The 14,791-nt window shown below is 57.7% G+C and carries 12 protein-coding genes; 7 read left to right on the top strand and 5 right to left on the bottom strand.

Going from position 1 to position 14,791, the window contains the following annotated elements:
• Positions 1–28: 28 nt before the first annotated feature.
• A complete protein-coding gene (locus tag L370_RS09920) occupies positions 29–943 on the top strand; it encodes an SPFH domain-containing protein (protein WP_023334750.1) in 915 nt (304 codons plus the stop codon).
• Positions 940–1,392 carry an NfeD family protein gene (locus tag L370_RS09925; RefSeq protein WP_023334749.1) on the top strand — a complete coding sequence of 151 codons (453 nt, stop codon included), beginning with the start codon at positions 940–942 and terminating at the stop codon, positions 1,390–1,392. Before L370_RS09920 ends, L370_RS09925 begins: the two co-directional genes overlap by 4 nt.
• Here L370_RS09925 and cueR read toward each other — a convergent pair.
• Positions 1,389–1,799 carry a Cu(I)-responsive transcriptional regulator gene (cueR, locus tag L370_RS09930; RefSeq protein ID WP_023334748.1) on the bottom strand — a complete coding sequence of 137 codons (411 nt, stop codon included), beginning with the start codon at positions 1,797–1,799 and terminating at the stop codon, positions 1,389–1,391. The two genes, L370_RS09925 and cueR, sit on opposite strands and share 4 nt — an antisense overlap.
• 108 nt (positions 1,800–1,907) lie before the next feature.
• Between cueR and copA the strand changes: the two genes are divergently transcribed.
• The 3 genes from copA to ybaK all read left to right on the top strand — a co-directional run bounded on the left by copA (position 1,908) and on the right by ybaK (position 5,930).
• Positions 1,908–4,406, top strand: a complete 2,499-nt coding sequence (gene copA, locus L370_RS09935) for a copper-exporting P-type ATPase CopA (RefSeq protein WP_023334747.1) — start codon at positions 1,908–1,910, stop codon at positions 4,404–4,406.
• 50 nt (positions 4,407–4,456) lie between these two features.
• Positions 4,457–5,251: a TraB/GumN family protein gene (locus L370_RS09940; RefSeq protein ID WP_023334746.1), complete on the top strand. Its 795-nt coding sequence runs from the start codon at positions 4,457–4,459 to the stop codon at positions 5,249–5,251.
• A 199-nt stretch (positions 5,252–5,450) separates the two neighbouring features.
• On the top strand, positions 5,451–5,930 hold the full coding sequence (gene ybaK / locus L370_RS09945) for a Cys-tRNA(Pro)/Cys-tRNA(Cys) deacylase YbaK (protein WP_023334745.1): 480 nt from the start codon (positions 5,451–5,453) through the stop codon (positions 5,928–5,930).
• A gap of 76 nt (positions 5,931–6,006) precedes the next feature.
• On the opposite strand, the gene L370_RS09950 is transcribed toward ybaK, so the two are convergent.
• The gene (locus L370_RS09950; protein WP_023332995.1) at positions 6,007–7,164 is read right to left on the bottom strand and encodes a DDE-type integrase/transposase/recombinase; all 1,158 of its coding nucleotides are present in this window, start codon (positions 7,162–7,164) and stop codon (positions 6,007–6,009) included.
• 156 nt (positions 7,165–7,320) lie between these two features.
• On the bottom strand, positions 7,321–8,973 hold the full coding sequence (gene ushA, locus L370_RS09955; RefSeq protein ID WP_023334744.1) for a bifunctional UDP-sugar hydrolase/5'-nucleotidase UshA: 1,653 nt from the start codon (positions 8,971–8,973) through the stop codon (positions 7,321–7,323).
• A gap of 169 nt (positions 8,974–9,142) precedes the next feature.
• On the opposite strand from ushA, the gene L370_RS09960 reads away from it, so the two are divergent.
• Together L370_RS09960 and ybaL are read left to right on the top strand one after the other, a co-directional pair.
• A complete protein-coding gene (locus L370_RS09960) occupies positions 9,143–10,351 on the top strand; it encodes an MFS transporter (protein ID WP_023334743.1) in 1,209 nt (402 codons plus the stop codon).
• Positions 10,352–10,580: 229 nt separating this feature from the next.
• On the top strand, positions 10,581–12,257 hold the full coding sequence (gene ybaL / locus L370_RS09965) for a YbaL family putative K(+) efflux transporter (protein ID WP_023334742.1): 1,677 nt from the start codon (positions 10,581–10,583) through the stop codon (positions 12,255–12,257).
• A gap of 106 nt (positions 12,258–12,363) precedes the next feature.
• Here ybaL and L370_RS09970 read toward each other — a convergent pair whose 3' ends face one another.
• Together L370_RS09970 and hemH are read right to left on the bottom strand one after the other, a co-directional pair.
• A complete protein-coding gene (locus tag L370_RS09970) occupies positions 12,364–13,668 on the bottom strand; it encodes an inosine/guanosine kinase (RefSeq protein ID WP_023334741.1) in 1,305 nt (434 codons plus the stop codon).
• Positions 13,669–13,730: 62 nt separating this feature from the next.
• Positions 13,731–14,693, bottom strand: coding sequence for a ferrochelatase (gene hemH / locus L370_RS09975; RefSeq protein ID WP_023334740.1), 963 nt, complete (start codon positions 14,691–14,693; stop codon positions 13,731–13,733).
• Positions 14,694–14,791: the final 98 nt, after the last annotated feature.

Here is a 14,791-nt window from a genome sequence, read left to right as displayed (position 1 = left end):
GTCACAGCATGCAAAACAGGAGGTTTTTATGCTTATCGTTGTTCCTGTCCTTATTTTTGTTGCGCTGGTTACTGTGGGCGCAGGCGTCAAAATTGTCCCTCAGGGTTATCAGTGGACCGTCGAGCGTTTCGGTCGATACACCAACACGCTCCAGCCAGGCTTAAGCCTGATTGTTCCGTTCATGGACAGAATCGGTCGCAAGATCAACATGATGGAACAGGTGCTGGACATTCCTTCTCAGGAGATCATCTCCAAGGATAACGCCAACGTCACCATCGACGCCGTCTGCTTTATTCAGGTGATTGATGCGCCGAAAGCGGCCTATGAGGTCAGCAACCTGGAGCTGGCGATCGTCAACCTGACGATGACCAACATCCGTACCGTGCTCGGCTCGATGGAGCTGGACGAAATGCTTTCCCAGCGCGACAGCATCAATACCCGCCTGCTGCACATTGTCGATGAGGCAACGAACCCGTGGGGGATCAAGGTCACCCGCATTGAGATCCGCGACGTACGCCCGCCGGCGGAGCTGATCGCATCCATGAACGCCCAGATGAAGGCCGAGCGAACCAAACGCGCCTACATTCTGGAAGCCGAAGGGGTGCGTCAGGCGGAGATCCTCAAAGCGGAAGGTGAAAAACAGTCGCAGATCCTGAAAGCGGAAGGCGATCGTCAGTCCGCATTCTTACAGGCAGAAGCGCGTGAGCGTTCGGCAGAAGCGGAAGCCCGCGCGACGCAGATGGTCTCCGAGGCGATTGCCGCCGGTGATATCCAGGCCGTGAACTACTTTGTCGCGCAAAAATATACCGATGCGCTAAAACAGATCGGCTCCGCGAACAACAGCAAGGTGGTGATGATGCCGCTGGAGGCCAGCAGCCTGATGGGCTCTATCGCCGGTATTGCCGAACTGATTAAAGACAGCGGAAACGAGCGTAAAAAATGATTGAGCTGATCGTTGCACATCCTCACGCCTTCTGGCTAAGCCTCGGTGGCTTACTGCTGGCGGCGGAGATGCTGGGCGGCAACGGCTACCTGCTCTGGAGCGGTGTTGCCGCTGTCATTACTGGCCTTCTGGTCTGGATCCTTCCGCTGGACTGGGCGTGGCAGGGCGCACTGTTTGCCGCGCTCACGCTGGTGGCCGCGTGGCTGTGGTGGCGCTGGCTAAACCGGCGGGTTAACGAGCAGAAGCCGCTGGACGCGCACCTTAACCAGCGTGGACAGCAGATTGTCGGCAAGCGTTTTACGCTCGACGCCGCGCTGGTGAACGGGCGCGGGCATATGCGCGTGGGCGACAGCTCGTGGCCGGTGGTCGCCGACGACGACCTCAGCGCCGGCACGCGGGTTGAGGTCATTGCGGTGGAAGGCATTACCCTGCGGGTGAAAGCCTGCTAAGCAGAAGCCTTACGATGACAGCAGCCGGCAAGATTGTCGATAATCGGGCAGTCGGCGCTGTCATCCCCCGGACAGGTTTCCGCGAGCTGCAGCAGCTGTTCGCGCATCGCCTGCAGCTCGATGATGTGGCGTTCGATCTCGGCCACTTTTTCCAGCGTGCGTTTTTTCACGTCGGCGCTGTGACGCTTCGGATCGTTAAACAGGTTAACCAGCTCGCCGCACTCTTCCAGATTAAACCCGACCTGTCTTGCCTGACGCAGTAGCGTCAGCTCATCAATATGCAGTTTCGTATAGCTGCGGTAGCCGTTTTCGCTGCGCAGCGGTGGCGTCACCAGCCCCTTCTCTTCATAAAAGCGGATTGCCTTGCTGGTTAAGCCGGTTTTTTTTGCCACGTCACTGATATTCACATTTCCCCCTTGACCTTCCCCTTGATGGAAGGTTTAACCTTCATAACAGTTAGCGAAAAGCGTTACTCCGGTCAACTACTGACCAGTTCATTATACGGGAGTTTTGTTATGTCTCACACTATCGACCTGACGCTGGACGGCCTCTCTTGCGGCCACTGTGTCAAACGCGTTAAAGAAAGCCTGGAACAGCGCCCTGATGTTGAAAGCGCTGATGTGACTATCGATCGTGCCGTCGTGACCGGCAGCGCCAGCGCGGATGCGCTGATCGATACCATCAAGCAGGCCGGTTACGGGGCGGAGCTAAGCCACCCAAAGGCTAAACCGCTGGCAGAGTCATCATCCCCGTCGGAAGCGCTGACAGCGGCCACCCCCGAGCTTCCGGCAGCTGATGATATTGATGACAGCCAACAGCTGCTGATCAACGGCATGAGCTGCGCCAGCTGCGTCTCCCGGGTACAAAACGCCTTGCAGGCCGTACCGGGCGTCGCGCAGGCACGGGTCAACCTTGCGGAGCGTACTGCGCTGGTGATGGGCAGTGCCTCCGCTGCAGATTTAGTGCAGGCCGTTGAGAAAGCGGGCTACGGGGCGGAGGCCATCGAAGATGATGCCGAGCGCCGCGAGCGCCAGCAGGAAACGGCTATCGCCACCATGAAACGCTTCCGCTGGCAGGCGATTGTCGCTCTGCTGGTGGGTATTCCGGTGATGGTGTGGGGGATGATCGGCGACAACATGATGGTCACCGACGACAACCGTACGCTGTGGCTGGTGATTGGCCTGATTACCCTTGCGGTGATGGTGTTTGCAGGCGGACATTTCTATACCAGCGCCTGGAAGAGCCTGAAAAACCGCACCGCGACGATGGATACGCTGGTGGCGCTCGGTACCGGCGCGGCGTGGCTCTATTCGATGAGCGTGAACGTCTGGCCCCAGTGGTTCCCGATGGAAGCGCGGCATCTCTATTATGAAGCGAGCGCGATGATTATCGGCCTGATTAACCTGGGCCATATGCTGGAAGCCCGCGCCCGTCAGCGCTCCTCGAAAGCGCTGGAAAGATTGCTCGATTTAACCCCGCCGACGGCCCGCGTGGTCACGGACGAGGGGGAGAAAAGCGTCCCGCTGGCGGAAGTTCAGCCCGGCATGACGCTGCGTCTGACCACGGGCGATCGCGTTCCCGTTGACGGTAAAATAACCCAGGGCGAAGCCTGGCTCGATGAAGCGATGCTGACCGGCGAACCTATCCCCCAGCAGAAATCAGACGGCGACGCCGTTCATGCCGGCACGGTTGTACAGGACGGAAGCGTGCTGTTTACCGCCAGCGCCGTCGGCAGCCACACGACGCTGTCGCGTATTATCCGCATGGTGCGCCAGGCGCAGAGCAGCAAGCCGGAAATTGGCCAGCTTGCCGACAGAATCTCGGCCATTTTTGTGCCTGTAGTGGTCGGCATTGCCCTGCTGAGCGCGGCTATCTGGTATTTCTTCGGCCCCGCACCGCAGATTGTTTACACCCTGGTGATCGCCACCACGGTGCTGATCATCGCCTGTCCTTGCGCCCTTGGCCTGGCGACCCCAATGTCGATTATCTCCGGCGTAGGCCGCGCGGCCGAATTTGGCGTACTGGTGCGGGACGCGGACGCGCTGCAGCGGGCCAGCACCCTCGACACGCTGGTGTTTGATAAAACCGGCACGCTGACCGAAGGCAAACCGCAGGTGGTGGCCGTCACGACCGCAGGCATTGCGCAAGAGGACGCGCTGCGTCTCGCCGCCGCGCTGGAGCAAGGCTCAAGCCATCCGCTGGCGCGCGCCATTCTCGATAAAGCGAATGCCTCTGCCCTGCCGCAGGTCAGCAATTTCCGCACCCTGCGCGGGCTCGGCGTCAGCGGTGAAGCAGAAGGCCACGCGCTGCTGCTGGGCAACCAGGCATTGCTCAATGAAAACGGTATTGATACCTCCGCGCTGGAAAGCGAGCTGAAAGCGCAGGCGTCTCAGGGCGCCACGCCGGTTCTGCTGGCGGTGGATGGCAAAGCCGCCGCGCTGCTGGCCGTGCGCGATCCGCTTCGCCAGGACAGCGTGGACGCCCTGCAGCGCCTGCACCGTGCGGGCTATCGCCTGGTCATGCTGACCGGGGATAACCCGACCACCGCCAACGCCATCGCGAAAGAAGCCGGAATTGATGAGGTCATTGCGGGCGTACTGCCGGACGGTAAAGCGGACGCCATCAAGAAGCTGCAAAGTCAGGGTCGTCAGGTGGCGATGGTCGGCGACGGCATCAACGATGCCCCGGCGCTGGCCCAGGCGGACGTGGGGATTGCCATGGGCGGCGGGAGCGACGTGGCTATTGAAACCGCCGCCATTACGCTGATGCGCCATAGCCTGATGGGGGTTGCCGACGCGCTGGCCATTTCAAAAGCCACGCTGCGCAACATGAAGCAGAACCTGCTGGGAGCATTTATCTATAACTCGCTCGGTATCCCGATCGCTGCCGGTATTTTGTGGCCGCTGACCGGCACGCTGCTTAACCCGGTGGTCGCGGGTGCGGCGATGGCGCTCTCCTCCATTACCGTGGTGAGCAACGCCAACCGCCTGCTGCGGTTTAAACCGAAGGATTGAACCTTGTACCCGTACGCGCTAGCATGAACCTTTCCGTTTATGGAGCGCGTATGGGTCTGTTTAATCGTATAAAAACATCGTTTCGCGCCCTTTTCCCTCGCCGTTATGCCTGGCCCGGTCTGGATATCTCTCTTCCCGGCGGGCAACACCTGCACCTGGTCGGCAGCATCCATATGGGTACGCAGGATATGTCTCCCCTGCCACCCGGCCTGATTAAACTGCTAAAACACGCCGATGCGCTGGTCGTTGAGGCGGACATTTCAGGTCAGGAGTCACCGTTTGCCGGGCTCGAGAGCGATCTCCCCCTTACGGATCGTCTGGATGATGCCCAGCTTGCGGAACTGACGCGCGTCGCGGATGAAACGGGCGTCTCGCTCTCCATGATTGACACCCTGCCGCTCTGGCAAATTGCGATGGTGCTGCAGGCCACGCAGGCGCAGCGTCTGGGACTGCGCGGTGACTACGGTATTGATTACCAGCTGCTGAACGTGGCAAGGGCGCGCCGTCTGCCCATCATCGAGCTGGAAGGGACGGACAGCCAGATTGCGCTCCTGCGGCAGCTTCCCGACGACGGTCTGATGCTGCTGGACGATACGCTGACCCACTGGCACACCAACGCGCGCCTTCTGCAGACCATGATCGGCTGGTGGCTGGACGCGCCGCCCGCAGACGGCAGGCTGGCGTTACCGTCGACGTTCAGCGAATCGTTATATGATGTGTTGATGAATGCGCGCAACAAAGCCTGGCGGGAGACGCTGCATGCTTTACCTGCGGGGCATTACGTGGTGGCGGTCGGGGCGTTACATTTGTACGGAGAAGGGAATTTGCCGTCGCTGCTGAAATAAAAAAATGGCCAATATTTCTATTGGCCCGTCAAAGAGGAATTTCATCGTTTTTATTATGCCGAAGGAGACCTTCGGTTGAGCCGATTGTCGCTCAAAGTGACCATCACTGCCAATACTATTGCGCAAGATGGTGCTATTTTTTAGACAAACGTCAGGCGTATGCTGTTGGCATGTTTTGTCTGTCGTAAGAAGGATAGCTATGACTCCCGCCGTTAAATTACTCGAAAAAAACAACATTTCTTTCCGGATCCACACTTACGATCACGATCCGAATGAGACTAACTTTGGTGATGAAGTGGTGCGCAAGCTGGGCCTGAACGCGGACCAGGTTTATAAAACGCTGCTGGTGGCGGTGAATGGCGATATGAAACACCTCGCCGTCGCGGTTACCCCGGTGGCGGGACAGCTGGATCTGAAGAAAGTCGCCAAAGCGCTGGGGGCGAAGAAGGTGGATATGGCCGATCCGATGGTGGCGCAACGCACCACGGGCTACCTGGTAGGCGGGATCAGCCCGCTCGGGCAGAAAAAACGCCTGCCAACGCTGATCGACGCCCCTTCCCAGGAGTTTGACACCATTTTTATTTCCGGCGGCAAACGCGGGCTGGATATTGAGCTGGCCGCGAACGATCTGGCAAAAATGCTGGACGCGAAGTTTGCGGATATTGCGCGCCGGGATTGAGAAAATTGCCCGGTGGCGCTGCTGTATGACCGGATACATAGGTGACAGATCAGACCGGGAACATAGGTAACACTTTTTAGTCTATCCGGAGCACACTCTGGGTTTTTCGGTCGTAGTACGCAAGCGTTATTCCGTTAAAGATGATGGCCTCCAGGCCATCATCCTGTTCTTCCAGCATGATGTACTCATCAGTCAGCGCTTCACTCAGGAACACCGTCCCCTTTTTCCCCATATAAAGTGTCCCCCGCGATTTCACCCTGTAGACCGTACCGCCTTCCGGATACGCGTATTCAGGAACACTGCCATCCCAGTGCCGGTTCGAGGGTTTCCACACCGTTCCGGGCGTTGCACCCGCCAGGGCTTCATGCGGCCTTTCGTGGTTAAACTCCTCCCGGTAGTCACTGAACCACCGCTGTTGTTCTTCCATCGTCATGAAGGTGTTGCCCTGTTTCACCGCACTTTTCAGGGAGCGGTGCATTCGCTCATGACGGCCGTTTTCTTCCGGATGACCCTTTCTGATACGCTCCGGCCTGATGCCCAGCTTGATTAGCCAGACGGCAAGACGACTTAGTCCGCCTATCCCTGTTCCCGCGAAGGGCTGCCCGTTATCGGTTCTGAGCACTTCCGGCAGACCGTACTCCAGGAACGCATCCGTCAGGCACTGTCTGACGAAGGGCTCGCTCTCCCGGTCCGTTCCCCGGCAGCTCAGCAGATACCGGCTGTGATTGTCGGTCAGGGTGAAGGGATGGCAGTACTCTCTGCTCAGCAGCCTGAACTTGCCTTTAAAATCAGCGCTCCAGACCTGATTGTTCTCACTGATGATGGTCAGGGGCTGGCGATTGCCCGGGGTTCGGCGTTTTCGCTTTTTATCCGGAACCAGGCCTTCACGCTTGAGGATATCGCCGATAGTGCTGGCAGCAGGGACGGTAAAATCGACGTGATGATTGAGCAGCCACATCCGCAGTTTTTTCGGCCCCCAGTCAGGGTGTTTTTGCCTCAGAGCCGTAAGCTGCCCGGCGATATCATCAGGAACCGTCCGGGAGTGGGAATGCGGAGCACGCGACCGGTCAGAGAGAGATGACAGGTCAGAGGGGTCAAAACGCTGAAGCCATTTGTAACCGGTTTTTCGGCTGATGCCGAAGAGACGGCAGAGGGCTGAAAAAGAATCCGTACCTGCATGGCAGGCACGGATAAAATCAAGGCGTTGCATAGGTCGGGTCTCAGTCCAGGGCATAGCGAGTCTCCTCTTCTATGCCAGTTATAACTGTTACCCATGTATCCGGTCTAAAGTGTTACCCATGTTTCCGGTTCATACCCTGCGCTTACCGGGCCTACGATTCGAATGTAGGCCGGGTAAGGCGAAGCCGCCACCCGGCACAAAACAACAGCACTACTGCCAGCTCACCTCACCCTTAGGCTCATACGCATTCACGTCAATCGGTGAATTCTGCTCGATGAACTGCTTCAGCACTTCCGCATCAATAAAGCCGGTATTTACGTATCCCGGTTTATTATCAATATGCGGATAGCCGTCGCCGCCGGTAGCGTTAAAGCTTAACGTCGCCAGACGGTACGTTTTAGCCGGGTCAACCGGTTCGCCTTTAATCTTCAGGTCGTTGAGCTTGCCGTCTTTCGCGACGAAACTCACGTTAGCAAACTGCGGATAGGCCCCGGAATCCGGCTTCATCTGCGCCACGGCGGTCAGGTAGTCAATCACCTCTTTCCCGCTCATATCGGCATAGACCACCAGGTTGCCGAACGGCTGCACCTTCAGGACGTCTTTATAGGTGATGTTTCCGCCTTCGATAGAGTCACGAATACCGCCGCCGCTCATCACGCCAAAATCAGCGCCGGTGCGCGCCATTTGCGCCGCCAGCACCAGGTGGCCCATGTTGGTCTGCACGAAGCGAACTTTACTGCGGTCCCCTTCCAGACGACCGTTCAGCGTACCGATCTTCACGTCCAGCTGCGCCTTGCCTTTGTTCTGGAACGGCGTCAGCAGGGAGAGCATCTGCTGGTTTTCAGCGATCTCTGGCGTGTAGAGTACGCGCTCACTTTTCCCGTCCGGGTAGGTGACTTTCTTCTTCAGGTTGACCGGGATGAGCTGATAGTGCACCAGCTTCATCTCGCCGTTACGGAACTCAAAGTCCGCCCGGCCGACGTATTTGCCCCACTCGTGCGCCTGAACAATCCAGATACCGTTCTGACGGTCCGGCGCGCACGGCGTGCCCGGCACGTAGTCCACCTGTTTTTTGTTCTCCGAGGCCATACACACCGGATCCTGTGAGTGACCGCCCACAATCATCGCCAGCGAGCCCGCGGGCAGGCTGCGCGCCATCTCCACGTCGCCAGGGGCATTGGAGCCGTGCTCGCCGTTGTCGTAGTGCCCCATGTGCGTGGTGGCGATAATCACGTCCGGCTTTTCATTCTGCTGCAGCTCCTGAATCACCAGCTTCGCTTCGTCTGCCGGTTTGCGGAATTCGATATCGGTGAAGAACTCGGGGTTACCAATTTTCGCCGTATCGTCAGTGGTTAAGCCGATGACCGCGATCTTCAGATCCTGACGCTTAAACAGCGCCCACGGCTTAAACAGGCGTTCACCGGTGCTTTTCTGGTAAATATTGGCAGAGAGGAACGGGAATTTGGACCACTTCTCCTGCTGGCGCAGCACGGTCAGGGGATTATCAAACTCATGGTTACCCACGGCCATCGCGTCGTAACCGATTAAGTTCATACCGCGAAAATCGGGTTCCGCGTCCTGTAAATCGGATTCCGGCACGCCGGTATTAATATCTCCGCCAGACAGCAGCAGCACGCTGCCGCCTTCTGCGGCGACTTCTTTGCGAATGCCGTCCACCAGCGTTTTTTGTGCCGACAGGCCATATTCGCCGTATTCACTGCGCCAGAAGTGACCGTGGTGATCGTTGGTATGCAGAATGGTGATTTTATAGGTTTTGTCTTTTTCATACGCCTGCGCGGGCAGGCTTACCAGGCCCCATGCGGCGATGAGCGCCAGCGCGACGCCCCGCTTCATTAACTTCATCTTCTCTCTCCCTGACCAATAGACAAAGGCAAAAATTACAGTGACTAACAAGAATAGACAAATAAGTTTTCAGAATTGCGACTTTCTTCAAATGTCCCGGGCGGGTATGTTAGTCGGATAATAATTACACCCTGCATCTCTAATAACTAAAGACGTGGTACTTCTCTCTATGGCAATCAGTGAATCAACCCAGCCCGTTCCGGGCGCGCCGGCGTCGCGCACCTCCTTTAAAGTCTTAGGTGCAATCAGCCTCTCGCACCTGCTCAACGACATGATCCAGTCGTTGATTCTGGCCATTTATCCGCTGCTGCAGTCCGAGTTTTCGTTAACCTTCGTGCAGATCGGGATGATCACCCTGACCTTCCAGCTGGCTTCCTCGCTGCTGCAACCGGTGGTGGGCTACTGGACGGATAAATACCCGATGCCGTGGTCGCTGCCGATCGGCATGTGCTTTACCTTAAGCGGGCTGGTGCTGCTGGCCATGGCGGGGAGTTTTGAAGCGGTGCTGATTGCTGCCGCGCTGGTGGGCACTGGATCGTCCGTGTTCCATCCGGAGTCTTCCCGCGTGGCGCGTATGGCTTCCGGGGGGCGTCACGGTCTGGCGCAGTCACTGTTCCAGGTAGGCGGTAACTTTGGTAGCTCTCTCGGCCCGCTGCTGGCCGCGGTGATTATTGCCCCTTACGGCAAAGGCAACGTGGCATGGTTTGTGCTGGCCGCGCTGCTCGCGATTGTCGTGCTGGCGCAGATCAGCCGCTGGTATGCCGCTCAGCATCGCGTGAATAAAGGGAAACCTAAAGCCAGGGTTATCAATCCCCTGCCGCGCAATAAGGTTATCCTGGCCGTCTCCGTGCTGCTGGTACTGATTTTCTCGAAATACTTCTATATGGCGAGCATCAGCAGCTATTACACCTTTTATCTGATGCAAAAATTCGGATTATCGGTACAAAACGCGCAGTTCCACCTGTTTGCCTTCCTCTTTGCCGTTGCGGCCGGTACGGTCATTGGCGGGCCTGTGGGCGATAAGATTGGGCGTAAATATGTCATTTGGGGCTCTATCCTCGGCGTGGCGCCGTTTACCCTTATTTTGCCGTACGCGAGCCTTGAATGGACGGGGATTTTGACCGTGATTATTGGTTTTATCCTCGCTTCCGCGTTTTCCGCCATTCTGGTTTACGCCCAGGAGCTACTGCCTGGCCGTATCGGTATGGTTTCCGGCCTCTTTTTCGGTTTCGCCTTCGGCATGGGCGGGCTTGGCGCAGCGGTGTTAGGGATGGTAGCGGACCACACCAGCATCTTCCTGGTTTATAAAATCTGCGCTTTCCTGCCGCTTCTGGGGATGTTAACCATATTCCTGCCTGATAACCGTCATAAAGCCTGAATTACGGGTAGCCAAAGTTTTACTTTGGCTACCTGCCCCCCTGATGCCATAAGGGTTTCCTCGCCATCCCCTCTCTGAATTTATCAAAATGCGCTTTTTTACGTGCATATTGCTGTTTTATTCAAACTTCAACAATTATTCATAAACATAAGGGTAAAAATTGTCATAAACTATTACTCGGTTTTTTGGTTTTTGCCAAAAAGGAACACCCACAACGAAAGGAGACGGAATGCACCACGCCACACCGCTTATCACCACCATTGTTGGTGGACTTGTGCTCGCTTTTATCCTCGGCATGATTGCCAATAAACTGCGTATTTCTCCTCTTGTCGGCTATCTGTTAGCGGGCGTACTGGCGGGACCGTTTACGCCAGGCTTCGTGGCAGATACGAAACTGGCCCCTGAGCTGGCGGAATTGGGCGTGATTCTGCTGATGTTCGGCGTCGGCCTGCACTTCTCCCTGAAGGATCTGATGGCGGTAAAGTCGATCGCCATACCGGGAGCGATCGCCCAGATAGGGGTGGCGACGCTGCTGGGGATGGCGCTTTCGGCGGTGCTGGGCTGGTCGTTAATGACCGGTATCGTTTTTGGGCTGTGTCTCTCAACCGCCAGTACCGTGGTGCTGCTGCGCGCGCTTGAAGAGAGACAGCTGATAGACAGCCAGCGCGGGCAAATCGCGATAGGCTGGCTGATTGTGGAAGACCTGGTGATGGTGTTGACGCTGGTGCTGCTGCCTGCCGTCGCCGGGATGATGGAAAAAGACAACGTTGGCTTTGCCTCGCTGGCGCTGGATATGGGCATCACCATCGGTAAGGTGGTGGCGTTTATCGCCATCATGATGCTGGTGGGCCGCCGTCTGGTACCGTGGATCATGTCCCGCAGCGCGGCAACCGGCTCACGCGAGCTGTTTACCCTCTCCGTGCTGGCGCTGGCGCTGGGAATCGCGTTTGGTGCCGTTGAGCTGTTTGATGTCTCCTTTGCCCTGGGCGCGTTCTTCGCCGGGATGGTGCTGAACGAATCCGAGCTGAGCCACCGCGCGGCGCACGATACTCTGCCGCTGCGCGACGCCTTCGCCGTACTGTTCTTCGTCTCCGTCGGGATGCTCTTTGACCCGATGGTTCTGATTCATCAACCGCTGGCCGTGCTGGGTACGCTGGCGATCATCATCTTTGGTAAGTCGCTCGCCGCCTTCTTCCTGGTGCGGATGTTTGGCCACTCTCCGCGGACGGCGCTCACCATCGCCGCCAGCCTGGCACAAATTGGTGAGTTCGCCTTTATTCTGGCCGGTCTGGGCATGGCCCTGAACCTGCTGCCGCAGGCGGGGCAGAACCTGGTGCTGGCGGGGGCGATCCTGTCGATTATGCTGAACCCGGTGCTGTTTGCGCTGCTGGAAAAATACCTCGATAAAACCGAAACGCTGGAAGAACAGACGCTCGAAGAGGTCATAGAAGAAGAGAAGCAGATCCCGGTGGATATTTGCAATCATGCGCTGCTGGTCGGCTTTGGCCGCGTGGGCAGCCTGCTCGGTGAGAAGCTGATGGCGCAGGGCATTCCGCTGGTGGTGATTGAGACCTCCCGCACCCGCGTCGACGAGCTGCGCGAGCGCGGTATTCGTGCGGTGCTGGGCAATGCGGCAAACGAAGAGATCATGAATCTGGCGCATCTGGACTGCGCGCGCTGGCTGCTGCTGACCATTCCGAACGGCTACGAGGCAGGTGAGATTGTGGCTTCCGCGCGCGAGAAGTGCCCAACGATTGAGATTATCGCCCGGGCGCATTATGACGACGAGGTGGAGTACATTACCGAGCGCGGCGCGAATAAGGTGGTGATGGGCGAGCGCGAGATTGCGAATACGATGTTGACGCTGCTGGAGAAACCGCCGGTTGAAGAGGCGGTGACGGGGTAAGTTTGGTGCGGTCTGATCCCCTCACCCCAGCCCTATCCCCATAGGGGAGAGGGTGTTCGAGTTCCCTCTCCCCTATGGGGAGAGGGTTAGGGTGAGGGGTTTTCTTTTACCTGTCCCAATAAGCCTCTTCGAGGCTGTCTTCCCGTTCCGGCAACCCACGCGTTAAGCGCGGAGAATGCTGGTTCAGCACCTGATAGCTCACGCGGTTCGCATATTTGCACACCTGCGCCAGCGACGAATAGGTCAGCCAGTTGAACCTGTGCTTGCTGGAGTTAGGCACGTTGGTTTTGTGGTAGGCGTTAGCGGTGATGTCGTGCAGCAGCGCGGCCAGCGCGCCGTCGCCCGCACCGTTGGTGTTCATGATCTTCTCCGGTCCGCCCATGTATGGCGCGATGTGAGAGTAGATACGCAGCGGGTTCACGCAATCGTTGTAACGCATGCCGCGGCTGAACTCGTACTGGTTGAACTCGGCAATCGCACCGGGCAGCAGCGGGTGCTGGGTTTTGCGCTTGCTCTCTTCTTCCGTGAAGCCGGCCATATACAGCCCAACCGGACCGGCGGTGCAGAGCACCAGATCCACCCAGTCCAGCGCTTTGTCAGACGCCAGCAGCGGATCGCTTTCGCCGGTCAGCGCTTCGGCCTCTTCTTCGTTCATTGCCAGAATCGAGACGTGCTCTTTCAGGAAAGCCTGCCACCACTCCGGGTTATCGGCGATAACGAATTTCGTGCCCAGCGTCAGAACGACAGGCACGTTGTATTTCTTCGCGTACTCAATCGCCTTCATGGTCGCTTCCGGCATCGGCTCGCCCGGCTTACAGCGCACCAGGTAGGAGGTCAGCACCAGCGCCGAGGCACCCGCGATCACCTCTTCAGGAATACTCTCGGCGCGCAGCTTGTTCATATGACCCGGGCTGATGGCAAAAGTACGCTCGCCGGAATCGCTAATCAGCGTAAAGCAGCGGCCAATCGGCCCGTCGACGCCCTGAAGGTAGTTCAGATCGGTACGGCTGGAGGTGTTGCACAGATAGCGGTAGGCATAGCCACCGATTTCGATATTGCTGCACATCACGCCGAGCAGCACCGAACGGTCGTCTGCCAGCACGGAGTAGTTGTGCATAGTATTGCCGATAGTGCCACCGGCGAACTGATGGGTAATCAGGTTTTCGCGCACCAGTTCCTGATACAACGCTTCGGCAACGTCGTCCTCAATGACCAGCGAATGCCCGGCGCTCAGACCGTAACGCGCAACAAACGCATCATCCACTTTGGCTTCAATATCCACCAGCGTCTGATCGATACCAACGACCCATGCCGCGCTGGTTTCGTTTTCTGGCTGGATTTGCTGCAGGAGCGGATCGCGCGCGTTAACGGGGAAGTAGTGCTTGGATTTGCGTTTACCGGGAAATTTCATGGTCTGAACTGTACGAAGAATATGGGCCGGGAATGGTAGCACAAACCCGGCCCGGAGTGCGATCAGCGGCCGTTCGTTACCAGCGAGACCATCATGTCGATATGTTCAGGCGAGTCGTTAAGCGCAGGAATGTACTCGTACTTTTCGCCGCCAGCCTCAAGGAAAAATTCCCGGTTTTGTACCGCGATCTCCTCCAGCGTTTCCAGGCAGTCGGCCGAGAAGCCCGGCGACATCACCTGAATGTGCTTCACGCCCTTCTCACCGAGCATTTTGAGGGTTTCATCGGTGTATGGCGTCAGCCACGGCTCGCGGCCGAAGCGCGACTGGAAGGTCATCATCACCTTCTCCGGCGGCAGGCCAAGGGCGGAGACCAGCTCGCGCGTGGTATCGCGGCAGCGCTGCGGATAATCATCGCCTTCATTGGCGAAACGCTGTGGGATCCCGTGATAGGAAAGCAGCAGCAGATCCGGCTCGCCGTGCTTTTCAAAGGACGCGCGCGCGCTGTTGGCAAGCGCCTGGATGTAGAGATCGTTATCCGCGTAGTCGCGAATAAAGGTCACGCCCGGAATGCGGCGGCGGGTCGCCAGAATGCGGGCCAGCTCGTCCCAGACGGCGGCCACCGTCGAGCAGGAGTACTGCGGGTAGAGCGCCAGCACGACGATATGGTCCACGCCCTGCGCCAGCAGTGATTCCACCGCGCTTTTCAGGGACGGTTTTCCGTAGCTCATGCCGAGCGCAACGGGCATATCCGGCAGGCGGGCAGCCAGCGCTTTTTCCTGACGACGGCTGTAAACCATCAGCGGCGAGCCCTCTTCCATCCAGACGGACTGATAGAGTTTGGCAACGCGCGGAGAACGAATCGGCAGAATGACGCCACGCAGCAGCGGCCACCACAGCAGTCTCGGGAAATCCACGACGCGCGTGTCGCTTAAAAATTGTCGCAGGTAGCGTTTTACCGCGTCTGATGTAGGTGCTTCTGGAGTGCCCAGATTGGCAAGCAGGATGCCGGTTTTCGCCTGACTCATTCACGCCTCTTAACCATTTGATAGGTTGTCAATTGTAGCGGAAATGCGTTTAAACGAAACCCATTGCTGTAATAGGTAAGATGAGAATATTTCTCACC

Origin of the sequence: Enterobacter sp. MGH 24 (assembly GCF_000493015.1) — a bacterium.
GTDB lineage: Bacteria > Pseudomonadota > Gammaproteobacteria > Enterobacterales > Enterobacteriaceae > Enterobacter.
This window is presented reverse-complemented; position numbering and strand designations above follow the sequence as displayed.

Excerpts from the sequence above, each read along its gene's own strand:
- L370_RS09920 (WP_023334750.1), top strand. The coding sequence starts at position 29 with ATGCTTATCGTTGTTCCTGTCCTTATTTTTGTTGCGCTGGTTACTGTG.
- L370_RS09925 (WP_023334749.1), top strand. The coding sequence starts at position 940 with ATGATTGAGCTGATCGTTGCACATCCTCACGCCTTCTGGCTAAGCCTC.
- copA (WP_023334747.1), top strand. The coding sequence starts at position 1,908 with ATGTCTCACACTATCGACCTGACGCTGGACGGCCTCTCTTGCGGCCAC.
- L370_RS09940 (WP_023334746.1), top strand. The coding sequence starts at position 4,457 with ATGGGTCTGTTTAATCGTATAAAAACATCGTTTCGCGCCCTTTTCCCT.
- ybaK (WP_023334745.1), top strand. The coding sequence starts at position 5,451 with ATGACTCCCGCCGTTAAATTACTCGAAAAAAACAACATTTCTTTCCGG.
- L370_RS09950 (WP_023332995.1), bottom strand. The coding sequence starts at position 7,164 with ATGCCCTGGACTGAGACCCGACCTATGCAACGCCTTGATTTTATCCGT.
- ushA (WP_023334744.1), bottom strand. The coding sequence starts at position 8,973 with ATGAAGTTAATGAAGCGGGGCGTCGCGCTGGCGCTCATCGCCGCATGG.
- L370_RS09960 (WP_023334743.1), top strand. The coding sequence starts at position 9,143 with ATGGCAATCAGTGAATCAACCCAGCCCGTTCCGGGCGCGCCGGCGTCG.
- ybaL (WP_023334742.1), top strand. The coding sequence starts at position 10,581 with ATGCACCACGCCACACCGCTTATCACCACCATTGTTGGTGGACTTGTG.
- L370_RS09970 (WP_023334741.1), bottom strand. The coding sequence starts at position 13,668 with ATGAAATTTCCCGGTAAACGCAAATCCAAGCACTACTTCCCCGTTAAC.
- hemH (WP_023334740.1), bottom strand. The coding sequence starts at position 14,693 with ATGAGTCAGGCGAAAACCGGCATCCTGCTTGCCAATCTGGGCACTCCA.